The 24,926-nt window shown below is 74.5% G+C and carries 17 protein-coding genes and 9 pseudogenes; 4 read left to right on the forward strand and 22 right to left on the reverse strand.

The window, feature by feature from the left end:
- Positions 1-32 precede the first annotated feature (32 nt).
- The 5 genes and pseudogenes from P9841_RS05825 to dapE form a co-directional block, all read right to left on the reverse strand.
- Entirely contained in the window at positions 33-980 is a 948-nt protein-coding gene (locus P9841_RS05825; RefSeq protein ID WP_283321107.1) for a hypothetical protein, read from the reverse strand.
- The gene (locus tag P9841_RS05830; protein WP_283321108.1) at positions 941-1,303 is read right to left on the reverse strand and encodes a hypothetical protein; all 363 of its coding nucleotides are present in this window, start codon (positions 1,301-1,303) and stop codon (positions 941-943) included. Before P9841_RS05830 ends, P9841_RS05825 begins: the two co-directional genes overlap by 40 nt.
- 41 nt (positions 1,304-1,344) lie before the next feature.
- Positions 1,345-2,238: pseudogene (folP, locus tag P9841_RS19070) on the reverse strand (dihydropteroate synthase).
- A 103-nt stretch (positions 2,239-2,341) separates the two neighbouring features.
- Positions 2,342-3,148: pseudogene (locus P9841_RS05840) on the reverse strand (LOG family protein); the annotation flags it as partial.
- A 91-nt stretch (positions 3,149-3,239) separates the two neighbouring features.
- Positions 3,240-4,333, reverse strand: a pseudogene (gene dapE / locus P9841_RS05845) (succinyl-diaminopimelate desuccinylase).
- Positions 4,334-4,389: 56 nt separating this feature from the next.
- Here dapE and dapD point away from each other — a divergent pair.
- Positions 4,390-5,345, forward strand: a pseudogene (gene dapD, locus P9841_RS05850) (2,3,4,5-tetrahydropyridine-2,6-dicarboxylate N-succinyltransferase).
- Positions 5,346-5,350: 5 nt separating this feature from the next.
- A pseudogene (locus P9841_RS05855) lies at positions 5,351-6,252 on the forward strand (hypothetical protein).
- A 93-nt stretch (positions 6,253-6,345) separates the two neighbouring features.
- Here the strand turns inward: P9841_RS05855 and P9841_RS05860 are convergent.
- The 5 genes and pseudogenes from P9841_RS05860 to fdxA form a co-directional block, all read right to left on the reverse strand.
- Entirely contained in the window at positions 6,346-6,978 is a 633-nt protein-coding gene (locus P9841_RS05860; protein ID WP_283321109.1) for a methyl-accepting chemotaxis protein, read from the reverse strand.
- 283 nt (positions 6,979-7,261) lie between these two features.
- A complete protein-coding gene (locus tag P9841_RS05865; protein ID WP_349306955.1) occupies positions 7,262-7,954 on the reverse strand; it encodes a PAS domain-containing protein in 693 nt (230 codons plus the stop codon).
- An 18-nt stretch (positions 7,955-7,972) separates the two neighbouring features.
- A pseudogene (locus tag P9841_RS05870) lies at positions 7,973-9,270 on the reverse strand (citrate synthase).
- A 204-nt stretch (positions 9,271-9,474) separates the two neighbouring features.
- On the reverse strand, positions 9,475-10,650 hold the full coding sequence (gene dapC / locus P9841_RS05875) for a succinyldiaminopimelate transaminase (protein WP_283321110.1): 1,176 nt from the start codon (positions 10,648-10,650) through the stop codon (positions 9,475-9,477).
- Positions 10,651-10,655: 5 nt separating this feature from the next.
- Positions 10,656-10,983 (reverse strand): annotated as a pseudogene (fdxA, locus tag P9841_RS05880) (ferredoxin).
- A gap of 121 nt (positions 10,984-11,104) precedes the next feature.
- Here fdxA and P9841_RS05885 point away from each other — a divergent pair.
- Complete coding sequence (locus tag P9841_RS05885) at positions 11,105-11,356, forward strand: putative acetyltransferase (RefSeq protein ID WP_283321111.1); 252 nt, start codon at positions 11,105-11,107, stop codon at positions 11,354-11,356.
- Positions 11,357-11,426: 70 nt separating this feature from the next.
- Here the strand turns inward: P9841_RS05885 and P9841_RS05890 are convergent, their stop codons facing one another.
- From P9841_RS05890 to P9841_RS05915, 6 genes and pseudogenes are all read right to left on the reverse strand, one after another.
- A complete protein-coding gene (locus tag P9841_RS05890; protein WP_283321112.1) occupies positions 11,427-13,220 on the reverse strand; it encodes a VanW family protein in 1,794 nt (597 codons plus the stop codon).
- Between the two features lie 221 nt (positions 13,221-13,441).
- Positions 13,442-13,906: a flavin reductase family protein gene (locus P9841_RS05895; protein ID WP_283321113.1), complete on the reverse strand. Its 465-nt coding sequence runs from the start codon at positions 13,904-13,906 to the stop codon at positions 13,442-13,444.
- Positions 13,903-14,286, reverse strand: a complete 384-nt coding sequence (locus P9841_RS05900; RefSeq protein WP_283321114.1) for a hypothetical protein — start codon at positions 14,284-14,286, stop codon at positions 13,903-13,905. The genes P9841_RS05895 and P9841_RS05900 overlap by 4 nt, the downstream gene beginning before the upstream one ends.
- 175 nt (positions 14,287-14,461) lie before the next feature.
- Positions 14,462-15,532, reverse strand: coding sequence for a PIG-L family deacetylase (locus P9841_RS05905; protein WP_283321115.1), 1,071 nt, complete (start codon positions 15,530-15,532; stop codon positions 14,462-14,464).
- A gap of 4 nt (positions 15,533-15,536) precedes the next feature.
- Positions 15,537-17,475 (reverse strand): annotated as a pseudogene (gene typA / locus P9841_RS05910) (translational GTPase TypA).
- 165 nt (positions 17,476-17,640) lie between these two features.
- A pseudogene (locus P9841_RS05915) lies at positions 17,641-19,456 on the reverse strand (ABC transporter ATP-binding protein).
- A 122-nt stretch (positions 19,457-19,578) separates the two neighbouring features.
- On the opposite strand from P9841_RS05915, the gene P9841_RS05920 reads away from it, so the two are divergent.
- On the forward strand, positions 19,579-20,148 hold the full coding sequence (locus P9841_RS05920) for a PH domain-containing protein (RefSeq protein ID WP_283321116.1): 570 nt from the start codon (positions 19,579-19,581) through the stop codon (positions 20,146-20,148).
- Between the two features lie 37 nt (positions 20,149-20,185).
- Here P9841_RS05920 and P9841_RS05925 read toward each other — a convergent pair whose 3' ends face one another.
- The 6 genes from P9841_RS05925 to P9841_RS05945 all read right to left on the reverse strand — a co-directional run bounded on the left by P9841_RS05925 (position 20,186) and on the right by P9841_RS05945 (position 24,857).
- Positions 20,186-20,998, reverse strand: coding sequence for an ABC transporter permease (locus P9841_RS05925; protein ID WP_349306932.1), 813 nt, complete (start codon positions 20,996-20,998; stop codon positions 20,186-20,188).
- The gene (locus P9841_RS18985; RefSeq protein WP_349306956.1) at positions 20,908-21,216 is read right to left on the reverse strand and encodes a hypothetical protein; all 309 of its coding nucleotides are present in this window, start codon (positions 21,214-21,216) and stop codon (positions 20,908-20,910) included. The genes P9841_RS05925 and P9841_RS18985 overlap by 91 nt, the downstream gene beginning before the upstream one ends.
- Positions 21,217-21,276: 60 nt before the next feature.
- Positions 21,277-21,804: an ABC transporter permease gene (locus tag P9841_RS05930; RefSeq protein ID WP_283321117.1), complete on the reverse strand. Its 528-nt coding sequence runs from the start codon at positions 21,802-21,804 to the stop codon at positions 21,277-21,279.
- A gap of 17 nt (positions 21,805-21,821) precedes the next feature.
- Positions 21,822-22,796, reverse strand: a complete 975-nt coding sequence (locus tag P9841_RS05935; protein WP_283321118.1) for an ABC transporter permease — start codon at positions 22,794-22,796, stop codon at positions 21,822-21,824.
- 214 nt (positions 22,797-23,010) lie between these two features.
- Positions 23,011-24,354 carry an ABC transporter substrate-binding protein gene (locus P9841_RS05940; RefSeq protein ID WP_283321119.1) on the reverse strand — a complete coding sequence of 448 codons (1,344 nt, stop codon included), beginning with the start codon at positions 24,352-24,354 and terminating at the stop codon, positions 23,011-23,013.
- Entirely contained in the window at positions 24,339-24,857 is a 519-nt protein-coding gene (locus P9841_RS05945) for a periplasmic substrate-binding domain-containing protein (RefSeq protein ID WP_283321120.1), read from the reverse strand. Before P9841_RS05945 ends, P9841_RS05940 begins: the two co-directional genes overlap by 16 nt.
- Positions 24,858-24,926: the final 69 nt, after the last annotated feature.

Below are 24,926 nucleotides of genomic sequence, written 5' to 3' on the forward strand. Positions count from 1 at the left end.
CAGGGAGCGCCTGCGCACGCGCACTCCCGCGGTCACGGCGGCCACCCGGAGGGCGGGACGAGTCGCCAGATCCGCCACACCCACACCACCTGGAGGACGAGCATCAGGAGGGTCACCGCGCCCGTCCACGCCCACCGTGCGGCACGCGGTCGGGTCACCACCCCGGCGGTCGCGGCGCCGAGGGGGAACGCCAGCAGCAGGAACCGCGCGAGGCTGCTCCCGGGCTCCACGGCCGCGGCGAGGTACAGCAGGTACGCCCCGGACCACGCGTGCAGCTCCCGCCCCAGCCGCCAGGTGGGCGGGGCGGCCAGGCTGCCCACGACGACCGCGGCGGCCGCGAGCACGACCCACGGCGCGGCGTCGCCGAACCAGAACTGCGGCACGTAGGCCCACCCGGCGAACGGTGCCGTCGTCGGCGACCCGCGCCACGCCTCCTGCGTGCGCAGGTACGCGTCCGGGACCCCCGTCACCCAGCCGCAGACCACCAGCCACGCGAAGCCCGAGACCACCGAGGTCAGCGCGAGGGCCCCGAGGCCGAGGACGTCGCGCCCCGGCGGACGCCGGCCGGTCGCGCGCCACTCCCGCCACCGGACCAGCGCGTGCACCGCGACGACGACCGCCATCGGCAGGGCGACCGCGCGGGTGAACCCGAGCGCGAGCACCGCGAGGCACGCCCAGCCGTAGCGGCGCGTCACGACGGCCAGCAGCGAGGCCGCGACGAGCAGCAGCGCCAGCGCCTCCGTGTAGCCGACCTGGAGCACGACCGAGGTCGGGAACACGCTGACCAGCAGCACCGTCGCCAGCGGCAGCCCGGGCCGTGCCGCGACCGCCCGCGGTGCGCCGCGCACCACCGTGCGGTGCACCAGCAGGACCGCGCCCGCACCGAGCAGCAGCGACACCGTCGGCGCGACGACCGCCCACGACCCGCCGGTGACCGCCATCACGCCGCGCACCAGCAGGGGGTACAGAAGAACGCCCACTCGTTCTGCTGCACCAGCCCGTCGGCGCCCACCGGCAGCGTCGCGGGGTAGCCGCCCTCGGCGATCCGGCGGTACCACGTGGCGTCCCACATCAGGCCCGCGTAGTCCGCGTAGCCCGGCGAGGCGGCGGTCCAGCCGGTGGCGGCCTGGTGCCGGGCGACCACGAGCAGCACCACCGCGGAGAAGGCGCGTGCCGCGGCGTACACCCCGAGCACCTGCGCCCACCACGGCCAGGTGCGCGGGTCGAGGACCCGCGCGCGGGGACGCGGCGCCGCGGGCAGGTCGGGGCCACCACCCGTGCCCGTCGCACCCGTGCCCGTCACGCCCGACCCCGCCACCCCCGGCCCGGTCGCACCCGGCCCCGTCACGCGAGCCCCCGGACCGCCCGCGCCGGCGGCGCGTCACCGCGCAGCGCGGCCACCATGTCCACCACGCGCCGCGTCGCGCGCACGTCGTGGGCGCGGAACACGCGCGCCCCGAGCCACGCCGCGCCACCGACGTCGCGGCGAGCGTGCCCTCGAGGCGCTCCTCCGGCGGCAGCCCGAGCGTCTCGCCCACCAGGTCCTTGCGCGACAGCGCGACCAGCAGCGGGTGCCCGAGCGTCGTCAGCGCGGCGGTCCGGCGGACCAGGTGCAGCGAGTGCCAGGTGTTCTTGCCGAAGTCGTGGGTGGGGTCCACCAGCACGCTCGCCGGGTGCACGCCGAGCCCGACCGCGCGGGCCGCGGACGCCCGCAGCGTGGCGAGGACGTCCAGGAGGACGCCGTCCCGGGGGTCGGTGCCCGCGGGGCGCCGTCCGGCAGCGGGTAGGAGACCCGCAGCGGGTCGGTCCGGGGCGGGAGGCCGCCGGTGTGCGAGCAGACCACGCCCAGCCCCGCTCGGCTGCGACCTCCACCAGGGCCGGGTCGTGGCCGGCCCACGTGTCGTTCAGCAGGTCGGCGCCGGCGTCCGCCGCGGCGCGCGCCACCTCCGACCGCCACGTGTCGACGCTCACCAGCAGGTCCGGGTGCCGGCGGCGGACGCGATCGACCAGCGGCACCACCCGCGCGATCTCCTCGGCGGCGTCCACCCCGGGCCCGCGGCCGGCGCGGACGCCGCCGAGGTCGACCAGGTCCGCGCCCTCCTCCTCGGCGCGCGCGACCGCGGCGTCCGCCCCCGCGTCGTCGTACCGGGCGGCGGCGTAGAACGAGTCCGGCGTCCGGTTCACGACCGCCATCACGACGGGGCGCTCCGGGCCGTACCAGCGGCCACGCAGCAGCAGGGGCGCGCCGGCGGCCGGGACGGCCCCGCGGCGGGCGGGGTCGCGGCGTCGTCAGCGGCCACCCGGCTCCGCCTCCGCCTCCCCCCTCGGCGACGACCCGGGACTCCGCCACCGACTGCGCCCGGGCCGCGTCGCGCGCCGCCTCGCGCTCGGCCTCGCGGAGCTCGGCCCCGCGGTCGCGGACGATGCGCACCGCCTCCTCCGGGTCGTCCACCAGGCGCAGCAGCTCGAGGTCGGCCTCGCGGACCATCCCCCGCCGCAGCACCGGCCCGCGCAGCCACTCGAGCAGCCCGGTCCAGTAGTCGGTGCCGACCAGCACGATCGGGAACTCGGTCACCTTGTGCGTCTGCACGAGCGTGAGCGCCTCGAACAGCTCGTCGAACGTCCCGAAGCCGCCGGGCAGCACGATGAACCCCTCGGCGTACTTCACGAACATCGTCTTGCGGGCGAAGAAGTAGCGGAAGTTGACGCCCAGGTCGACCCACGGGTTCATGCCCTGCTCGAACGGCAGCTCGATGCCGAGGCCGACGGACAGCCCGCCCGCCTCGGACGCGCCCTTGTTCGCCGCGGACATGATGCCGGGACCGCCGCCGGTGATCACCGCGTAGCCGGCCTCCGCCAGCAGCCGCCCGACGGACTCGCCGAGCACGAAGTCGGGGTGCTCCGGCAGCGTGCGCGCCGAGCCGAACACGCTGACCGCCGGGCCGAGCTCGGCGAGCGCGCCGAACCCCTCGACGAACTCGCTCTGGATCCGCATCACGCGCCACGGGTCGCCGTGCAGCCAGTCGGCGCCGTCGCCGCCGGACAGCAGCCGCTGGTCGGAGGTCGTCGCGGGGATCTGCCCGCGACGGAGCAGCACCGGCCCCTTGCGGTAGCCGGAGCCGGGTGCCGGGAGGCCGTCGTCGCTCATGGGAGCCGACTCTACGGTCCGCGGCGGGGCGTGGCGGCGGGACGTGCGGCGACGGCGGGCGACGACCGGGTGAACGGTGCGTGACCCCGTGTCAGGCCGTCAGCCAGGCCCGCAGGGCGTCGTGGCAGAGCGCGAGCTGGGCCACCGGGAGCCGCTCGTCGTCCTTGTGCGCGAGCAGCGGGTCGCCGGGCCCGAAGTTGACGGCGGGGATGCCGAGCTCGGCGAACCGCGCGACGTCGGTCCAGCCGTACTTCGGCGCGGGGGCTCCCCGGTCACGCCGAGCACGGCCGCGGCGAACTCGGCGGCCGCGGGGTCGTCGAGCCCCGGCCGGGCGCCGCCGGCCGCGTCGGTGACCACGACCTCGAACCCGGCGAACAGGTCCTCGACGTGCGCGGTCGCCTCCGCCACGGTGCGCGACGGGGCGAACCGGTAGTTCACCGTGACGACGCAGCGGTCCGGCACGACGTTGGTCGCGACGCCGCCGCCGATCAGCACCGCGTTGAGCCCCTCGCGGTACACGAGCCCGTCGACCTCGACCGAGGCGGGCTCGTACGCCGCCAGCCGGGCGAGCACCGGCGCAGCGGCGTGGATCGCGTTGACCCCGGTCCACGCGCGGGCCGAGTGGGCGGCGACGCCCGTCACCCGCACCTCGGCGCGCAGCGTGCCGTTGCAGCCGCCCTCCAGGCCGGCGTCCGTCGGCTCCCCGAGCACCGCGAAGTCGGCCGCGAGCCACTCGGGGTGCCGCCGGGCGACCCTGCCGAGGCCGCTCAGGGAGGCGTCGACCTCCTCGTGGTCGTAGAACACCCACGTGACGTCACGGGTCGGCTCGGTCAGCGAGGCGGCCAGCGCGAGCTGCACGGCGACGCCGCCCTTCATGTCGACGGTGCCGCGCCCCCACAGCACGGCGTCCCCGCCCTCGCCCTCCAGCCGGGTGGGGAGGTTGTCCGCGACCGGCACCGTGTCGAGGTGCCCGGCCACGACGACCCGCGACGCGCGACCGAGGTGGGTGCGCGCGACGACCGTGTCCCCGTCGCGCAGCACCTCCAGGTGCGGGTAGGCAGCGAGGGCCGCCTCCACCGCGTCCGCGAGCGCCGCCTCGTCCCCGCTGACCGAGGCGATGTCGCACACGCGCGCGGTGAGCGTCGTGAGGTCGGCGGTCAGGTCCAGCGGGGTGGTCGTCGTCACGCCGCGACCCTACCGCCGGGCGCCGGGCGGCCCCGGACGGCCCCTAGGCTGGTGGCATGACCGACCGCACCGCCTGGGGCTGGGGCCTGGCCACCGTCGCCGACTCCGGGACCGTCCTCGACACCTGGTACCCGCAGCCCGCGCTCGGCGCCGCACCGGACGACGTCCCGTGCCCGCCGGAGCTGGCCGACCTGGCCGGCACCGACCCGGCGCGCGGGGTGCGCACCGAGACGGTGCTGACGGTCGTCGACCTGGACGCCGCGCCCGCCGGCACGCCCGACGCCTACCTGCGGCTGCACCTGCTGTCGCACCGCCTGGCGCGCCCGAACACGATCAACCTCGACGGCCTGTTCGGCGCGCTGCCGAACGTCGTGTGGACGGACCGCGGCCCGTGCGCGGTCGAGGGCTTCGAGTCGACCCGCGCCCGGCTGCGGGCGGCGACCGGGCGGCCGGTGACCGTCTACGGCGTCGACAAGTTCCCGCGCATGGTCGACTACGTGCTCCCGTCGGGCGTGCGCGTCGCGGACGCCGACCGCGTGCGCCTCGGGGCGCACCTCGCCCCCGGGACGACGGTCATGCACGAGGGCTTCGTGAACTTCAACGCGGGCACCCTCGGCACGTCGATGGTCGAGGGGCGCATCTCGCAGGGCGTGGTCGTCGGCGGCGGGGCAGCGACATCGGCGGCGGCGCGTCGATCATGGGCACGCTGTCCGGCGGCGGGCGCGAGCGGGTCTCGATCGGCGAGCGGTCCCTGCTCGGCGCGAACGCCGGGCTCGGCATCCGGCTCGGCGACGACTGCGTGGTCGAGGCGGGCCTGTACGTGACCGCCGGCACCAAGGTGACGCTGGTCGGCGAGGCCGGCCCCGACGGCGCCCCGCGGGTCGTCAAGGCGCGCGAGCTGTCCGGCGCCGACGGGATCCTGCTGCGGCGCAACTCCCTGACCGGCGGGGTGGAGGCCGTGGCCCGGACCGGGACCGGCATCGCGCTCAACGCCGCGCTGCACGCGAACTGAGCACCGTGGCGCGACGGCGGTCCCGGCTCGGCTGCGCGGCGGTGACCGCACTGGCCGTGCTCGCGGGCGCCGTCGGCGCGGTCGTCTGGACGCTCGACGCCACGCACGACGACACGGCGTCCCGGCAGTGCACGGCCACCGTCGACGGCGCCACGTGGGACCTGTCGGCCGACCAGGCGGACAACGCCGCGCTGATCGCCGCCACCGCCCAGCACCGCGGTCTGCCCGCGCGCGCCGTCACGATCGGGCTGGCCACGGCGCTGCAGGAGTCGCGGCTCATCAACATCGACTACGGCGACCGCGACTCGGTGGGGCTGTTCCAGCAGCGGCCGTCCCAGGGCTGGGGCACCGTCGAGCAGATCATGGACCCCGTCTACTCCACCGGCCGGTTCTACGACGGCCTGGTGAAGGTGGCGGGCTACACGGAGCTGCCGGTCACCGAGGCCGCGCAGGCCGTGCAGCGGTCGGGGTTCCCGGACGCCTACGCGCAGCACGAGGCACGCTCCCGGGCGTGGGCGTCGGCCCTCACCGGCTGGAGCACGGCCGCCCTGCACTGCGACCTGGGCGCCCCCGCCCGGCCGGGCGACGTCGACGCGGTCGCCGCGCGCGTGCAGCGGGACTTCGCCGGCAGCGTGACGGCCGTCGCCGACGGTCCGCCGACGGCGAGGACGGACCCGTGGTGCTGCTGGAGACCGGGGGCCTGACGGCGCGGTCCGGCGGCGACGCGGCGCGCTCCGGCTGGGCGGTCGCGCAGTGGGCGGTGGCGGCGGCGGAGGCCCTCGACGTCGCGACCGTCGAGGTCGGCGACGCCCGGTGGTCGCGCGGGGGCGACGGCTGGCAGGCGGGCGCGCGCCCGGACGCCCTCGCCCCGGGGACCGTGGCGCTGACGCTGCCCTCCGCGCCCTGACGCCGGGCACGGGTCTCCGCGCGGCGTCAGGGCGGCGGCGGGTCCGCCCCGGCGCGGCGCCGACCCCGGCGCGGCGTCAGCCCCGGCGCGGCGTCAGCTCAGCTGGGCGAAGCTCGTGATCTCCGCCCGCAGCTGCTCCGCGAGCTCGGCGAGCCCCGCCCCGTCGCCGCCGTCGGCCGCGGCGGCGACCGCCGCGACCTGCGTCGACATGCCCGCGATGATCTCGTCGATGCGCCCGATCGCCCGGCCGGCCTCCTCGGCGGCGGCCTGCGCGGCGACGACCTGGCGCGCGATGTCGTCGGAGCGCCCCGCGGAGTCGTCGGCGAGCGTGCGGACCTCGTCGGCCACCACGGCGAACCCGCGCCCCGCGTCGCCGGCCCGGGCCGCCTCGATCGCGGCGTTGAGAGCGAGCAGGCGCGTCCGGCTGGCGATCGTCTTGACGAGCCCGGCCGCCTCCTCGATCTGCGCGGAGGTGTCGGTGAGCTCCCGCACCGTCTCCCGGGAGTCGTGGGCCGCGCCGGTCGCGGAGCGGGCCGCGGCGGCGAGCGACGCTGCCGACGAGGCGAGCCCGTGGGCGGAGTCGGCGACGCGGGCCGCGACCTCGACCATGCGCTCCGCGAGGTCGGCGCGCTCCGCCTGGTCGCGGGCGGTGCGCTGCGCGGCCGCCTCGAGCCCCGCGCGGGCGGCGTCGATCCGCACGGCCCCGTCGCGGAACGCCCCGGGCATCCCCGCCGGAGGAACCGGCGGTGGAACCGGCCCTCGCCCGCCGCGGTGAGCGACGCCTGCGACTCGCGCACGTACGCGTCGACGACGTCGGCCACCCGGTTCAGCGCGGCGCGGGCCCGCTGCACCGCCGGGTCGCCCTCGAGCACCGGGAGCCGGCCCTCCAGGTCGCCGTCGGCCACCCGGTCGCAGAACGCGGCGATCAGCTCGAGCGACCGCCGCGTCTCCTCGTCCAGCCCCGGCTCGACGTGGCCCCCGGCGTCGCGCCCGGCACGCCCGCCCCGCCTCACCGGACCCCCGCGACGGCCGAGCCCGGTGCGTCCGAGGCGTCGTCGGCCGCGGCCAGCGACCACACGAACTCGTCGTACGTCGCGCCGGCGTCGGCCAGCGCGGCGTCGAGGGCGGCACGACCCGCCGCGATCCGGTCCGGCGTGCGGGACTGCGCGTCCTCGACGGCGCGGATCCGGGCGTAGAGGTCGCCCACGGTGCGACGGGTCGCCGGCGGCACCCACCGGCGGTTGGAGTGGTAGCCGACCACCGAGCCGTCCGGGGCGAACGACGGCGTGACGTGGGCGAGCACCCAGTAGTGCCCGCCGTCGGCGGCGAGGTTCACCACGTACGCGAAGATCTCCCGCCCCGCCGGGATGACCTCCCACATGAGCTGGAAGACCGCCCGCGGCATCGCCGGGTGGCGGATCAGGTTGTGCGGGCTCCCGAGGATCTCGCGCTCGGCGTAGCCGCTGACGCGGACGAAGACGTCGTTCGCGTAGGTGATGACCCCTTGGGGTCGGTCTTGGAGACGATGATCTCCTCGGGACCGAAGGTCCGCTCGACACCGGTCGGCCCCGTTGCGCGCCGCCCTCGCGCAACGTCGGTGGGCCGCCGGGTCCCGCGCTCGGGCGCGGTCGACGTGGGCGACATGCCCCCTGGATCGACCCGCTCCCCGGCGTTCTGACCGATTCGTCCTGCGGAAACGCAGGGAAGCGGTTGCCGGTCGTCAGCGCTCCGTGACGGTGCGGTAGTCGCGCGCCGGCGACCCGGAGTACACCTGGCGCGGCCGGCCGATCTTCGTCTGCGGGTCGGTCATCATCTCCCGCCACTGCGCGATCCAGCCGGGCATCCGGCCGAGCGCGAACAGCGGCGTGAACATGCGCTCCTCGAAGCCCATCGCCTTGTAGATCAGCCCGGTGTAGAAGTCGACGTTCGGGTAGAGCTTGCGGGAGATGAAGTACTCGTCGGACAGCGCGATCTCCTCGAGCCGGCGCGCGATGTCGAGCAGCTCGTTGTTGCCGCCGAGCGCCGCGAGCACCGCGTCGGCGCTCTCCTTCACGATCGCCGCGCGCGGGTCGTAGTTCTTGTACACCCGGTGCCCGAAGCCCATGAGGCGGACGCCCTGCTCCTTGTTCTTCACGCGGCGCATGAAGTCGGAGGCGTCCCCGCCGTTCGCCTGGATCTCCGCGAGCATCTTGAGCACGGCCTCGTTCGCCCCGCCGTGCAGCGGGCCGGACAGCGCGTTGATGCCGGCGGCCACCGAGGCGTACAGGTTGGCGTGGCTGGAGCCCACGACGCGCACGGTCGACGTCGAGCAGTTCTGCTCGTGGTCGGCGTGCAGGATGAGCAGCTTGTCGAGCGCCCGCACGACGGTCGGGTCGACGTCGTACTGCTGGTACGGGACGGCGAACGTCATCCGCAGGAAGTCCTCGATGTACCCGCGCGAGTAGTCGGGGTACAGCAGCGGCTCGCCGCGCGAGGTCCGGTGCAGGTAGGACGTGATCGTGCGCGTCTTGGCCAGGATCAGCACGGTCGCGAGCTCGACCGTCTCCGGGTCGAACGGGTCGAGCGACTCCGGGTAGAAGGTGGCCAGCGCGTTGATCGCCGACGACATCACCGCCATGGGGTGCGCGCCCGACGGGAACGTCCCCATGAACGTGCGGAAGTTCTCGTGCACGAACGTGTGCCGGTTGACGCGCTCCACGAACGCCTCGAGCTGGTCCGCGGTGGGCAGCTCGCCGTTGAACAGCAGGTAGGCGACCTCGAGGAACGAGGACTTCTCGGCGAGCTGCTCGATCGGGTACCCGCGGTAGCGCAGGATGCCGGCGTCGCCGTCGATGTACGTGATCTGCGACTCGCAGGACGCGGTGTTCATGAAGCCGGGTCGACGGTGACCAGGCCGGTGTCCCGCAGCAGCGACGACACCACGACGCCGTCGTTGCCCTCGGTGGCGCGCACCACGGGCAGGTCGTGCGGGGTGCCGTTGACGACCAGCTGGACGGGCTCGGTGGCGACGTCGGTCATGGCGCTCCTCCTCGGGCGGTGTGCGGGTGGACCTCGGTCCGGTCCGCGAGGTCGATCAGGGCCGGAGGGCGGCCGCTGCGGTGCGGGCGCGCCACGGGGGTGGCGTCGGCCTGCCCTGACGCTACTTCCCGTCCGGGGGCTCGACCATCCCGGCGGCGGCCTGGCGGCGTGTGACTCGGGTCACAGGGCAGGAGATCCCCGGGATCACCGGGCGGCGAGCGTCGCGAGTCGCCCGACCGCGGCGGCGACCCGCTCGTCGGTCGCGGTGAGCGCCACCCGGACGTGCTGCGGCGCGCCGTAGAACGACCCCGGCGCGACCAGCACGCCCGCGTCCGCGAGCCGGCCGACCGTCGCCCAGCAGGGGTCAGCGCCGTCCGCGCCCACCGACGCGCCCGCGGGCCGCGCCCACAGGTACAGCCCGGCGGCCGAGCCGTCGACCACGAGACCCGCGCCCTCGAGGGCCGCCCGCAGCGCCGAGCGCCGCGCCCGGTACCGCTCGCGCTGTTCCGCCACGTGGGTGTCGTCACCCAGCGCGACGGTCATCGCCGCCTGCACCGGCGCCGGCACGATCATCCCGGCGTGCTTGCGGGTCGCCAGCAGGTCCGCCACGACGCCCGGGTCGCCGGCGACGAACGCCGCCCGGTAGCCCGCGAGGTTCGACTGCTTGGACAGCGAGTACACCGCGAGCAGCCCCGTGACGTCCCCGCCCGTCACGCGCGGGTCCAGCACGCTCGGCACGCCCTGCGAGGCCCACGGCTCGTCCCAGGGCAGCTCGGCGTAGCACTCGTCGGACGCCACGACGACGGGCCTGCCGGTGCGGCGCTCCGCGGCGCGCGCCGCGTCCACGACGGCCCGCAGCGCGGCGGCGTCCAGCACCCGGCCGTCGGGGTTGCCCGGCGAGTTCAGCCAGACCAGCCGCACCCGGTCGCCCTCCGGGCCCGCCAGCAGCGCCGCCGGGTCGTCGGTCGCGACGGGCTCGGCGCCCGCGAGGCGCGCGCCCACGTCGTAGGTCGGGTACGCGGCCGCCGGGTGCGCGACCAGGTCACCGGCCCCCAGCCCCAGCAGGGCCGGCAGCAGCGCCACGAGCTCCTTGGACCCGACGGTCGGCAGCACGCCCGCGGGGTCGAGCCCCGGCACGCCCCGGCGGCGGGCGAACCACGCGACCACCGCCTCGCGCAGCGCCGGGGTCCCCCACGTCTGCGGGTAGCCCGGCGCGTCCGCGGCGTCCGCCAGCGCGCGCCGCACGACCTCCGGCGTCGGGTCCACCGGGGTGCCGACGGACAGGTCCACGATCCCGCCGGGGTGCGCCCGCGCCCGGTCGCCGTACGGCGTGAGCGTGTCCCACGGGAAGTCCGGCAGGGCGCCGGTCAGCAGGCCCACGCGCTCTACTCGCCGTGCACCTGGAGCGGCAGCGTTGCGATGATCGGGTGGTCCTTCTCGATCATGCCCATCTTGGCCGCGCCGCCCGGGGAGCCGAGGTCGTCGAAGAACTCGACGTTCGCCTTGTAGTACTCGCTCCACTGCTCGGGGACGTCGTCCTCGTAGTAGATCGCCTCCACCGGGCACACCGGCTCGCAGGCGCCGCAGTCCACGCACTCGTCGGGGTGGATGTACAGCGACCGCTTCCCCTCGTAGATGCAGTCGACCGGACACTCCTCGATGCAGGCCTTGTCCTTGACGTCCACGCAGGGCTGGGGCGATCACATACGTCACGGTGCGTCCTCCACGCGCGCGGCTCGGCCGGGGCCGGCGCGGTCGCAGGTCGGGTCCAGATGGTTCGTCCTAGTATCGCTCACCTGCGCTCGGGCGGCGCAGCCACGGGACGGAGACGCTGGTGACACACGACGAGACCGACCCGGCGACCCCGTGGCGGGCCTGGCGGCCCGGGCAGCGCGTCGTCGTCCGGCGGCGGCTGCCACCCGGCGAGCCCCAGCCCTACACCGACGTGCTGGGCGACCTGCTGGCGGTGGACCCCGACGGGGTGACGGTCCGCACGCGGCGCGGCGGCGACGTGCGGGTGCCCGCCGACGAGATCGCGATCGGGAAGGTCGTGCCGCCCGCGCCCGAGCGGCGTCCGCGCCGGTGACCCGGCCCCGGGGCCGGCGCCGGGGCGACCGACCACCGGGGCACGCGGTCGTCGCGACCCGGGCGGCCCGCTAGCCGGCCGGCGGCGCCGAGGCCGGGTCCGGACCGCACACCACCTGGTTCTGCGGCTTGTACGTCCACGTCGACGGCTCGACCGCCACGACCTCGCCGTTGAGCTTGATCGTCCGGGTGACCGTGATCCGGAACCCGGGGTTGCCCGCGGACTGCGGCGCGCACGTCGGGGACTGCGAGTACACCGTCGTCGGCTGCACGACGTTGGTCTTCGGGCCGGACTCGGAGGTGACCTCCCAGTAGGGCGTGCCCCACAGCCGCACCCAGGTCCGCCCGTCCGCGACCCACGCCTGGACCAGCACGCCGTGCGGGGTGTTGTTCCTCCACCGCATGTCGAGCGTGCCCGTGTAGATGGTCGCCTCGCGGCCGGCCGGGTAGCGCTGGAACCACTCGGAGTGCGGCTTGTGCTCGATGTCCTCCATGCCGGCCTCGTAGGCGGCGTTGTACGTCGTCGTCGAGAGCTGGGACAGCCCGCCGCCCCACGCGTCGGTGTGCTCGCCGTTGACGATCGCGCCGGCCGTCGTGAAGCCGTGGGCGGCGTCGATCGGGCCGAGGGCGTCCGTGAGGCTAAAGATCTCGTCCGGGCGCACCAGCGTGCCGTTGATCGCAGCGGCGCCCGCGGCGATGTTCTGCGTGCGGCGCGGCTCGCTGGTCAGCGGGGTCGAGAACTCCGCGACGACCTGGGTGATCCCGAGGTCCTCGAGCGCCTTCGTCGTCTGGTCGGGGTCCGACTCCACCAGCTCGACCTTCGCGGCGCGGTCGTCCGCCACCGCGGCCTTCGCGACCGCCTCGGCCAGCGCGTCGGGGTCGAGCGTCGTGCCCGGCACCCCGGGGACGATCACCGGGCTGCCGCTCGACAGGTCGAACCGGGCGTCCGACGCCGTGGTCAGCAGGTCGGTGCTGCGGGCGATCACGGCGTCCACGAGCGCCGCCCCGTCCATCCGCAGCACGAGGTCGCCGTCCTCCGGCACCATCGACGACACCGAGGTGAGCACGTCGACGGGGAGCTCGATGGTCTGGCCGGCGACCTCCACGCCCACCGGGGCGGCCGCGACGCGCGACGCCACGTCCTGCAGCGCCGCGTCCGTCTCCTCCTGCGTGATGTCCGGCTCGACGACCTCGGTGGGCAGCTCGAGCGGGCGCGCGGCCGTCAGCCACGTGTCGACGAGCTCCTGCCGGGCGGCGTCCGCGTCCAGCGACCAGCCGTCCACCGCGTCGACCGCGTGCGCGTCGCCGTCCGCGAACACGACCGAGCCGTCGACGGGCGCCAGGCTCAGCGAGCCGCCGAGCGTGTCCAGCGCGGTGTCGAGCGCCGCGTCGTCGACCCGGGTCACCGGCGGCTCGGCCTGCCCGCCCACCACGTGCAGCCACAGGCGCTGCGGGCGCAGGTCCGCCCCCGTCAGCCGCTCCACGGTGGCCTCGACGTCGAGGGCCAGCCCGGCCGTCGCGGGGTCCACGGAGCCGGTGATGTCCTGCGCGGTCACGGGGACCGCCTCGGTGGCCAGGGAGCCGAGCCCGTCGGTCAGCGCCTGCTCCGCGTCGGCGGTCGTCATCCCGCCGACGTCGACGCCGGCCACCGTCGTCCCGCGGGGCACGCGGTCGGCGAGCGCGTACGCGGCGCCGACGTAGCCGCCGCCCAGCACCACGAGCACGCCGACGACGACCAGCACCGTGCGCAGCCAGCGGCGCCGGGGGCGGTCGGCGTCGAAGTCGTCCAGCGGCGACCACGCACCGTCGTCCGGGCCCTCGGAGTCCACCGCGGGCTCCGTGCCCTCCGCGCTGCCCTTCGCCATCCGGTTCCCCCTCGCGAGACCCCGCGGGTGCGCTCCGTGCGCCCACCGCCAGGCGCCGATTCTACGGGCGCCCCCTGACGCCGCCGTCGCGCGTGCCACGGTTCGCCCGCCTGGCGAGATCACGACTTCGCAACGATTCGATCCCGCGGGTCAGCGGACGGGCCGCAGGCGACGCCGCAGGTGCACCAGGCTGCCCGACCCGGGGTCGCCCTCCCGCGCGGTCAGCACCTCCCCCAGCACCACGTCGTGGTCCCCGCCGCGATGACCTGGACGGTCCGGCACTCCACCCACGCGGCCGCCCCCGACACCCACGCGGCACCGGAGCGCGGCGCGGCCACGTGCGGCACCCGGTCGAGCTGCCCGATGCTCGGCCGGCCCGGCGACGCGAGCCAGTCCGCGACCGGCGCCTGGTCGTCCGCGAGCACGCTCACCGCCCAGGTGTCGACGTCGTCGAGCGCCTCCCGCAGCCGCGCGTCCCGGTGCACGCAGAACAGCAGCATGGGCGGCTCCAGCGACACCGACGTCACCGCGCTGGCGGTCATCGCGTGGTCGAGCCCGCGCCAGCGCACGGCGAGCACGACGACACCCGCGGGCAGCCGGCCCATGGCCGCCCGGAACGCGTCCGTCGCCGCGCCGCCGCCCGGGTCGCCGTCGCCGTAGAGCGGGTCGACGGTCGCGTCGGTCACGGCGTGCTCGGCCTGCGCCGCAGCGGCACGTCCGCGAACCACGCCGAGGGCGCGAGCGTCGCACCCAGCGCCACGACGAGGGCGCCGACCGCCCAGACCCAGCCGATCGCGCCGGCCGCGGGGACCAGCACGTCGCCGCCCGGGCCCCGCCCCGACAGCACCTGCACCGCGAGGAACACGCCGGCCAGCAGGGCCGTCGACGCGATCCGCCCGCCGCCGGCGCGCGCGGCCACGGACACGGCGAGCACGAGCAGCAGGCCGACGACGAGGCCCCAGGGGCGCGTCGAGCGGTGCAGGACGGTGCCGACAGCGCCGGCGACGACGCCGAGCAGCAGCGCGCCGAGGGTGCTCAGGACCAGGCGGGAGGTGAGGGGCGGCACGGGCGTCAGGCTACGTCCGCCGCGTGCGGCGCGTCACGCCGGTCCGCCGCGTGCAGCGCGTCGCACCGGGCGCGGTCCGGGCCGGCGCCGCGCGCGGTCCGGGCCGGCGCCGCGCGCGGACCGGGCCGGCGCCGCGCGCGGACCGGGACGGCCCCGGGCGGGCGGGCTCGCGGCGTCAGGACCGGCGCGTGACGCCCGGCGGCACGCGCAGCCCCGCCGCCGGGGCGCCCCCGGGGGCCCAGCGGTAGCCCTCGTGCGGCAGCACCGGGGCGAGCACGAGGTTCGACAGCGCGAGGCAGGCGGCGGCCGCGGGGTGGTCGAGCGGCCGCACGGCCTGCACCTGCGTCGCGTGGGCCCGGAGGGCGCCGAGCAGGCGGTCGCGGACGGGCACGACGTCCACCACGAGGTCGGGCCGCCCCGCGGCGGCCACCGACGGCAGCGGGCCGTCAGGGTCGGGCAGCACGAGCGGGCCGCTGCGCGTCGCCGGGTCGGCGCCGGCGTGGGCCGCGAGCACGGCGCGGACCACGGGGTCCTCGGCCAGCGCGGCGTACCCGGCGCGCAGGGCGTCCGGGTCCTGCACCGCCCACGCGACGGCCGGCCGCCACCCGTCCGCGTCGGCGGCCCGCGCCAGCTCCACCGCTCGCATCGTGACCTCGTGCGCCCGCACGTGGTCCGGGTGCCCGTAGCCGCCGCCCGGCTCGTACGTGACGACGAGGTCGGGGCGCCGGTCCAGCAGCAGCCCGGCGAGCCGCCCGGCGGCCTCGTCGTCCAGGGCGACGCCCACGAACGCCCGGTCCGGCAGCGCGGCCGCTGCCCCGGCCCGCCCGGTCCCGACCCACGCCATCCCCGAGTCCTCGTACCGCGCGTCCCGGACGACGAGAGTGCAGCAGGTGCGGGGTTCAGGGCCGAACCCCGCACCTGCTGCAACCTCGACGGGCGGTGCGGAAGCGGGCGGGAGCGGGAGGGTGTCCAGGAAGACCTGGTCCGCGCCCAGGGCCGCGACCGCCCGCGCGAGCTCCCGCTCCCGGTGCGCGGCCAGGGCCGGGCCGTCGCCCTCCAGGTGCGCGAGCTCCGCCCCGATCACCTCGCCCCGCTCCCCGCGGGTGCACGTCACGACCAGCGCCGGCAGGCCCGCCGCCGCCCAGGTGGCGAGCAGCGCGCCGGACGTCAGCGTCTCGTCGTCCGGGTGCGCGTGCACCGCGACCACGCCACCCGTCACGGGCGGCGTGGTCGCGGCGGTCGTCACGGCGTCAGGCGCGCTTGGCCCGCGCGGTCTGGCGGGCGCGCTCGGTCTGGTCCAGGACCACCTTGCGGATGCGCACCACCTCGGGCGTCACCTCGACGCACTCGTCCTCGCGGGCGAACTCCAGGGACTCCTCGAGCGTCAGGTGCCGCGGCGGCACCAGGTTCTCGAAGTTGTCGGCTGTGGAGGAGCGCATGTTGGTGAGCTTCTTCTCCTTAGTGATGTTGACGTCCATGTCCTCCGCGCGGGAGTTCTCGCCGACGATCATGCCCTCGTAGACCTCCTGCGTGGGGTCCACGAAGAACGAGCCGCGGTCCTGCAGGTTGATCATGGCGTAGGGCGTCACGACGCCCGCGCGGTCGGCGACCAGCGAGCCGGAGACCCGGGTCTCGATGGGGCCGGCCCACGGCTCGTAGCCCTCGGCGATCGAGGACGCGATGCCGGTGCCGCGGGTGTCGGTGAGGAACCGGGTGCGGAAGCCGATGAGGCCGCGCGACGGCACGAGGAACTCCATGCGGACCCAGCCGGTGCCGTGGTTCGACATCGTCTCCATGCGGCCCTTGCGCTGCGCCAGGAGCTGCGTGACGGCGCCCAGGTACTCCTCGGGCACGTCGACGGTCATGCGCTCGACCGGCTCGTGCACCTTGCCGTCGATCTTCTTGGTGACGACCTGCGGCTTGCCGACCGTCAGCTCGAAGCCCTCGCGGCGCATCTGCTCGACGAGGATCGCCAGCGCCAGCTCGCCGCGGCCCTGCACCTCCCACGCGTCGGGGCGGTCGGTCGGGACGACGCGCAGGGACACGTTGCCGATGAGCTCGGAGTCGAGGCGGTCCTTGACCTGGCGGGCGGTGACCTTGTGGTTCTTGCCGCCCTTGCCGGCGAGCGGCGAGGTGTTGATGCCGATCGTCATCGAGATCGCCGGGTCGTCGACCGTGATGAGTGGCAGCGGCCGCGGGTCCTCGGGGTCGGTCAGCGTCTCGCCGATGGTGATGTCGGCGATGCCCGCGACCGCCACGATGTCGCCGCGGGCCCGCCTTCTCGGTCGGCACGCGGTCGAGCGCCTTCGTCTCGAGCAGCTCGGTGATGCGGACGTTCTGCATCGTGCCGTCGGCCCGCGCCCACGCGACCGTCTGCCCCTTGGTCAGCTCGCCGTTGAAGACGCGCAGCAGGGCCAGGCGCCCGAGGAACGGCGAGGCGTCGAGGTTCGTGACGTGGGCCTGCAGCGGCGCGCCCTCGGTGTACGTGGGGGCCGGGATCTTCTCGAGGATCGTCGCGAACAGCGGCTCGAGGTTCTCGGAGTCCGGCAGTCCGCCGTCGGCGGGCTGGTTCAGCGACGCCCGGCCGGCCTTGGCGGCGGCGTACACGACGGGGACGTCGAGGATCGCGTCGAGGTCCAGGTCCTCGACCTCGTCGTGCAGGTCGGACGCGAGGCCCAGCAGCAGGTCGGTCGCCTCGGCGACGACCTCGGAGATGCGCGAGTCGGGGCGGTCGACCTTGTTGACGACGAGGATCACCGGCAGCTTCGCGGCGAGCGCCTTGCGCAGCACGAACCGCGTCTGCGGCAGCGGGCCCTCGGACGCGTCGACCAGCAGCACGACGCCGTCGACCATGGACAGGCCGCGCTCGACCTCGCCGCCGAAGTCGGCGTGACCCGGGGTGTCGATGACGTTGATGGTGATGCCGTCGGGCTGGCCCGCCGCGGCCGCCGCGGGGCCGGAGTACCGGACCGCGGTGTTCTTCGCGAGGATCGTGATGCCCTTCTCGCGCTCCAGGTCACCGGAGTCCATCGCGCGCTCGTCCACGTGGGCGTGGGCGCCGAACGCGCCGGACTGCCAGAGCATGGCGTCGACGAGCGTGGTCTTGCCGTGGTCGACGTGGGCGACGATCGCGACGTTGCGCAGGTCGCCGCGCACACGGGTTCCCGTGGGCGTCGAGGGCACAGACATATGAGGACTCATTCCGCGAAGGGGGTGGGAGGGGGCGCGACGACGTCGAGCGCCGGTCGATTCTACGCGCCCGCGCGCCCGGCACGAGGGAGGCCCTGTGCCGGGGCGCGCGGGGTGGTGCGGGACGGTGCGTGGTGGTGCGGGTCCGCCTGCCGGCGGGCCGGGTCAGACGCCCGCGGGGCCGGGGTGCCGGGCCTCGAGGTCGCCGGTGTCGGGGGCGTGGGCGCCCTCGGCCGCCTCGGCCTCCTCGCGCTCGATCTCCGCGCGCTGCTCCTCGAGCATCGCGTCGCGCAGCTCGCGGCGCCGGCGCTGCTCCTCCGGGTCCGGGACGGGGACCGCGGCGAGCAGGCGCTGCGTGTACGGGTGCTGCGGCTCGGTGACGACCTGGGTGGTGTCGCCGATCTCGACGAGCTTGCCCTTGTGCATGACGGCGATGCGGTCGGACAGGATCTCGACCACGGCGAGGTCGTGGCTGATGAACAGGCAGGCGAAGCCGTGCTCGCGCTGCAGCTCCTGGAACAGGTCCAGCACCGTCGCCTGCACGGACACGTCGAGCGCGGAGGTCGGCTCGTCCGCGACCAGCAGCTTCGGCTCCAGGGACAGCGCCCGGGCGATGCCGACGCGCTGGCGCTGGCCGCCGGACAGCTCGTGCGGGTAGCGGTTGCGCATGGCCCGCGGCAGCTGGACCTGGTCGAGCAGGCGCTCGACCTCGCGGCTGAGCTCGGCGCCCTTGGTGCCGCGGTGCAGCAGCAGCGGCTCGGCGATCGACTCGCCGATCGGCAGGCGCGGGTTGAGCGAGGAGCCCGGGTCCTGGAACACGATGCCGACCTGGCTGCGCAGCGGCCGCAGCGTCTTGGTGGTCGCCCCCACCATGTCGACGCCGTTGATCGTCAGCGAGCCGGCCGTGACCGGGAGCAGGCCGACGAGGGCGCGCCCGATGGTGGTCTTGCCCGAGCCGGACTCGCCGACGAGGCCGACGACCTCGCCCTGCGCGATCGAGAAGCTGACCTCGTCGACGGCGCGGAACGCCGGAGTACGGCCACGCCCGGGGTACTCGACGACCATGTCGCGGGCCTCGAGGACGACGGGGCGCGTCGTGGCGGGCGCCGCCGCCGGCTGCTCGACCGGCGTGGCCGTGGCGCCCGGAGTGCCGGCGTGCCGGCCCAGGTGCGGGACCGAGTCCAGCAGCCGCTGCGTGTACGGGTGCTGCGGGGACGAGAAGATCGCCGCGGAGTCGCCGTGCTCGACGACCTCGCCGTCCTTCATGACGACGATCGAGTCCGCCATGTCGGCGACCACGCCCATGTCGTGCGTGATGAGGACGATGCCGGAGTTGATGCGGTGACGCAGGTCCCGCATGAGCTTGAGGATCTCGGCCTGCACCGTCACGTCGAGGGCCGTGGTCGGCTCGTCCGCGATGAGCAGCTTCGGGTCGCAGGCGAGCGACTGGGCGATCATCGCGCGCTGGCGCTGGCCGCCGGACAGCTGGTGCGGGTAGGAGTCGAACCGGCGCTCCGGCTCGGGGATCTCCACGAGGCGCAGCAGCTCGATCGCGCGCTCCTTGGCGGCGGTCGGGCCCATCTCGAAGTGGGTGCGCAGCGTCTCGACGATCTGGAACCCGATCGTGTAGACGGGGTTCAGGGCCGTCATCGGCTCCTGGAAGATGACCGCGATCTCCTTGCCGCGGATCTTGCGCAGGGCGCCGTTCGGCATGCCGATGAGCTCGCGCTCGCCGAGCTTGGCGGACCCGGTCGCGCGGCCGTTCTGCGGCAGCAGGCCGAGCAGCGCCATCGACGACTGCGTCTTGCCGGAGCCCGACTCGCCGACGATCGCCAGGACCTCGCCGGGGCGCACGTCGTAGTTCACGTGCTTGGCGGCGGGGAACCACGCGCCGTCCACGTAAGTCCACGCCGAGGTCGCGCACGCTCAGCACCGGGGTGGTCTCCGGTGCGGTCGTGCCGTGGGAGGTGTCGATGGCCACGGTTCAGTGTCCTTCCTGCACCGGCAGCGTGCCGGTGCACCATGACGGCGCGGTCCGGGACCGGGCGTCTGGGAGCATGAGGCCATGGGCCCCACGCATGTCTTCCTTCGGGCTTCGGCCGTGTGCTGACCGGCGCGGCCGCCGTCGCGGCGGTGGCCGCGGGCGTCAGCGTGGTCGCCACCGACGGCGCGCAGGCGCTGCTCGCCTACGGTCCGTGGCTGGTGCTGGCCGTGGTGCTGGTGGCGGCGACCTTCTGGCTGCCGCAGGTGGAGGTCAGCGACGCGGGCGTCGAGGTCCGCAACGTGTGGTCCACGGTGCGGGTGCCCTGGCCGGCGTTCCGCGGCGTCGAGGCCGGCTTCTCCCTGGAGGTGCGGTCCGTGTCCGGCACCGTGAGCGCCTGGGCGGCACCCCGGTCGAGCGGCACCGCCGCCCGGCTGTCCCGCGGCCGACGCGACGCGACCCCGCTGCCCGGCGGCGAGCCCGGCACCGTGCTGCGTCACCACGGCACCGCCGAGACCGCGGCCCGCGCCGTCGCCGAGCGGTACTCCGCCCTGCGCGACGCCGGCCACCTCGAGGGAGCCGACGCGGCCGTCGCGGCCGGCGTGGTGCCGACGCGCCGGCTGCACGTCCGCACGCTCGCGGCGGTCGCGGTGCTCGTCGCCGTCGGCGTGGCCGGGCTGCTGCTGGGCTGACAGCGGCCCGGGCCGGGGTGCGTCCACCGGGTCGACCTCAGCTGCCGAGGCCGTTGCCGCGGCCCTGGATCTGCAGCGGCACGACGGGCTCGCGCGAGGCCGCGGCCTCGGCGCGCGCCATCTTGCGCGCGGACGGGATGCGCTTCTGGCGCGGGTCGAACGCGTCGCGCAGGCCGTCGCCGATGAAGTTGACGCTCAGCGCGATGACCACGATGAACAGACCCGGCCACCAGAACAGCCACGGCCGGGTGGCGAAGGCGCTCTGGTAGTCGCTGATCAGGCGGCCGAGCGACACCTCCGGCGGCGTGATGCCGAAGTGGATGTACGACAGCGCCGTCTCGAGCAGGATCGCCTGGCTCATGAGCAGCGTGGTGCTCACGATGATCACGCCGATCGCGTTCGGCAGGATGTGCTTGAAGATGATCCGCCGCGTGCTGGCGCCGGCGACGCGCGCGGCGTCGACGAACTCGCGCTCACGCAGCGACAGGAACTCGCCGCGCACCAGGCGCGCCAGGCTGGGCCACAGGATCAGGCCGAGGGCGAAGGCGAACACCAGGCCCGAGACGCCGCCGGCGAGCTTGCCGACGACCGCGCCGATGACGAGCGCCGGGACCGTGATGAACAGGTCCGTGGTCCGCATGAGGAACGTGTCGGTGCGCCCGCGGTAGAACCCGGCGAGCGAGCCGACGAGCACGCCCACGGCGCAGGACACCACGCCGATGATGAACATGACCATCAGCGAGGTCTGGATGCCCTTCATCACCTGGGCGAACATGTCGCGGCCGATCTCGTCCTGGCCGAGCGGGTGCTCGCCGATCGCGAAGCCGGTGCCGCCGAGCCACGTGGGCATCGAGAGGGTCGGGCTGCCCCGGGGTTGGTGATGTTCTGCGGGTCCGGCGCGCCGGTGTACTTCCACCAGCCCGGGACGGGGCCGAAGCCCACCGAGCTGAACGCGAGCAGGACGACCAGGATCAGCACGCCGAGGCCGATCATCGCGCCCTTGTGACGGAAGAACCGGCGCCGGACGATCTGCCCCTGGGACAGACCCGCGACCTCCTGGAGCTCGATCGCGTTCTCGAGGTGCTCCGTCGGCTGGTCGCCGGCGGACGGGGGTGGGGTTCTGGGTGCTCATGCGTCCAACCGGATCCGGGGGTCGACGACCGCGTAGATGATGTCAGCGACGACGTTCGCGATGATCGCGAGGGCCGCGGTGATGAACAGGTAGGCCATCACCGGGTCCATCTCGGCGTTCTGCAGCGACTGCACGAACAGCTGGCCCATGCCGGGCCGCGCGAACACGGCCTCGGTGATGATCGCGCCGCCGATGAGGGTGATGACGTCGATGGGGACGACCGTGGCCAGCGGGATCAGCGTGTTGCGGAACCCGTGGCGGACCACGACGAGCCGCTCCGGCAGGCCCTTGGCGCGCGCAGTGCGGATGTAGTCCTGGTTCATCACCTCGAGCATGCTCGAGCGCGAGTACCGGGTGTACGCCGCGAACGCGATGAGGATCAGCGTGAGCGTCGGCAGGATCAGGTGCGTGAACGAGTCGAGCGTCTGCACCCAGTAGTTGCCGCCGAGGTTGGGCGTGCGGTCGCCGAACGTCGGGATGGGCCGGCCGCTCAGGGCGTTGAAGTACGGCACCCAGACCTTCATGACCTGGTCGACGAAGATCAGCGCGCCGACGACGATCGCGGTGATCGCCCCGCGCGGGCGGAGATCCCGCGGTCCGGGCCGCCGAACAGCATGCCGATGCCCCAGCCGACCGCCAGCGTCACGAGCGCGAGGCCGGCGATCAGCAGGTGCGACTCGTCGACCGACTTGAAGAACGACTGCATCGGGAAGTACAGGGCGACGCCCAGCAGCGCGACCGTCAGCGTGGTGAACAGGGCGCGGCGGTTCTCGAGGCCCGCGGACACCATCGTCACGGCGAGGGCGGTCCCGATGCCGAGCACCAGCAGCAGCGCCGGGCCGATCTGGGGGCGGGACCACCAGTCGGTGAGCTGCAGGTAGGCGAGCATCGCGAAGGTCGCGGCGGTGGCGATGCCGAACGTCTGCGCGCGCCGGCGGGCCGAGCCGCCGATCGCCAGCATCCACACGACGCCCGCGACGGCCGCGAGGGCGATCAGCACCGGCCACGCGATGGTCGGGTCGCGCAGGAAGTCGTTGAAGCCGATGGCGCCCCACTGCTTGAGCAGCACCGCGACCCAGAACGAGGGCAGCGAGTACAGCAGGAACGACACGAAGATGATGAGGTAGTCGAACGCGCTGTACTGGCGCAGCGCGCTGACGATGCCGACGAACACGCCGAGGAGCAGCGCGAGGAACGTCGCGGCGGTGACCAGCTCGAGCGTCGAGCCGATCGCGTCGCCGATGAGCGGCCTCACGTCCTGACCCGTGCGCCAGGCGACGCCCCAGTCACCGGTGACGAAGTTCCCGATCCAGCGGAAGAACCGGATGACCACGTTGGTCTCGAGGTCGAGCTGCGCGATGCGCGCTTCCATGAGCTGGGCCTTGTTCGGCGCCGTGCTCTCGCGGAGGTCCTGCAGCGGGTCGACCGCGGCGTTGACCAGGATGAACATCAGGAACAGAGCCACGAACAACGTGGCCAGCCCCGCCAGGAAGCGGCGCCAGAGGAATCTCAGCACGGGGAGGGGACCTCGCTCACGGAAAGGATGCCGCGGACGAAGAGGGATCCTAGCCTCACGTCCGCACGTGCCCGTGACCCGGGTCGGGTCCGAGCACGCGAAGAGCGCCGGGCGGGGGTGCCTCGGCGCCCTTCGGTGTGGTTCTGGGTGGCCGCCCCGCCGGCGCCTCGCGAGGAGGCGCCGGCGGGACGTGCCGGGTCGTGCGCTGGGTGGGTCAGCTCGCCGAGGCGGCCGAGCCCGGGGTCCAGTTCCAGAAGCCCGCGAAGATCGTCGGGTTGATCGAGATCTTCGAGATCCCGTCGATCTTCTCCGGGTTCCAGGCGGTGACGCCCGGGAACTGGAACAGGGTCACGCCGAAGGCGTCGTCGACCAGGTGCTTCTCGATCTGGCCGAGCAGCTCACCCTGCTCGTCGGGGTCGGTCGCGACCTGGAGCTCGTCGAACAGCGAGTCCACCTCCGGGTTCGAGTACCCGTAGAAGTTGTTCGTCGCGTCGGTCCGGTAGTTGGCGTCCGACTCCGTCACGGCCGTGGACTGCGACTGCCAGCCGAACAGGGCCGCGTCGTAGTAGGAGGTCGCGTTGGACAGGTCGGTGCCCCAGTCGGCCTGGACCTGGTACGGGGTGACCGTGATGCCGGCCTCCGCCGCGGACGCGGCGATCAGCTGGAACTCGTTCTGGCGCCGGGTGTTCTCCGGGTCGAAGAGCAGGCGGACGTTGACCGCCGGCACGCCGGCCTCGGCGAGCAGCGCCTTGGCGCCCTCGATGTCGACCTCGCCGAACTGGGCGTCCTGGCCGGAGGCCTCGGAGACGGCGTCGTAGTTCGGCGAGCCGGGGACCACGGTGTAGGAGCTGCGCACCTGGGCGTTCTCGTTCAGCGGCTTGATGAGCGAGTCGACGATGTCCTGACGCGGGATCGTCTTGAGGAACGCCTGGCGGACCTTGAGCGCCTTGTCGGCGTCGCCGCCGTAGGTGGCCGGGTCGAACGGGCCGCCGTTGGCGAACTGCAGGTCGACGTGCTCGTAGGTGCCCTCGTCGGAGGTCTCCACCTTCAGGCTGTCGATCGCCTGGATCGCCTCGAGGACGTCCGCGGTCGACTGCGGGCTGATGAGGTCGACCTCACCGTTCTGCAGCGCCTGGACCTGACCCATCGGGTCGCCGTTCCAGCGGACCGTGACGGTGCCGATCGACGCCTTGTTCGCGCCCTCGTAGGCCTCGTTGGCCTTGAGCGTCATGTACTGGTCCTTGACGAAGTCCGTCATGACGTACGCGCCGTTGGACAGGTACAGGTTCGCGTCGTCCGGGAGCTCGGTGTAGTTGAAGTCGGTGCTCCAGACCTTGGCGATTTTGGAGAGCGTGTCGACGTCGTTGTTGAGGATCGCGTCCTGCACCGCCTGCGTGGCGGCCTCGGCGTCCGACTCGTCCAGCGCGCGCTGACCGACGACGTGCGACGGCAGCGTGGGCGCCGTCATGCAGGTCTCCCAGTCCGCGAACGGCTTGGTGTAGGTGAACGTGATCGTGCTGCCGTCGATCTCGGGAGTCTCGATCAGGGCGGCGCGCACGGGGAGGCGGCGTCGAAGTAGACACCGGCGTCCAGGGCGTCCTGGTTCGAGATGTTGCCCTCGTCGTCGTACTCGGCCTCGACGTTGTTGAACGTGCCGCTCTGGGCCGCCCACTCCAGGAGGAAGTCGGTCGGGGAGACCGCGACGCCGTCGGACCACTTCGCGGTGTCCGCGAAGGTGTACTCGATGGTCAGCGGGTCGTCCGAGGTCTTCTCGTACGTGCCGAACGACTCGTCCGGGACCAGGTTGAGCTCCTGGTCGTAGTAGTTGAAGCCGGCCTTGGTGAGGTACGTGATGACCGAGTTGGCCGTCGCGTTACCCGTGATGCTGTTCTGGTTGTACGAGTAGAACGGCTGGTTCCAGGCGATGTTCACCGAGGTCTCGGTGTTGATGCCCGAGTCGTCGGTGGTGTCGTCGCTGCCGGAGTCCGAGCAGGCCGTCAGCGCGAGGGCGCCGGCCGCAGCGATGGAGACCGCAGCGGCGGCCTTTCGTGTGATCCTCAATGTTCCTCCTGAGAAGGTGGCGCTCGGCCTCCGGCCCCTGCGCCGCGGCCGTCACCGGCTCGCGCAGGG

Origin of the sequence: Cellulomonas sp. ES6 (assembly GCF_030053835.1) — a bacterium.
Classification (GTDB): domain Bacteria; phylum Actinomycetota; class Actinomycetes; order Actinomycetales; family Cellulomonadaceae; genus Cellulomonas.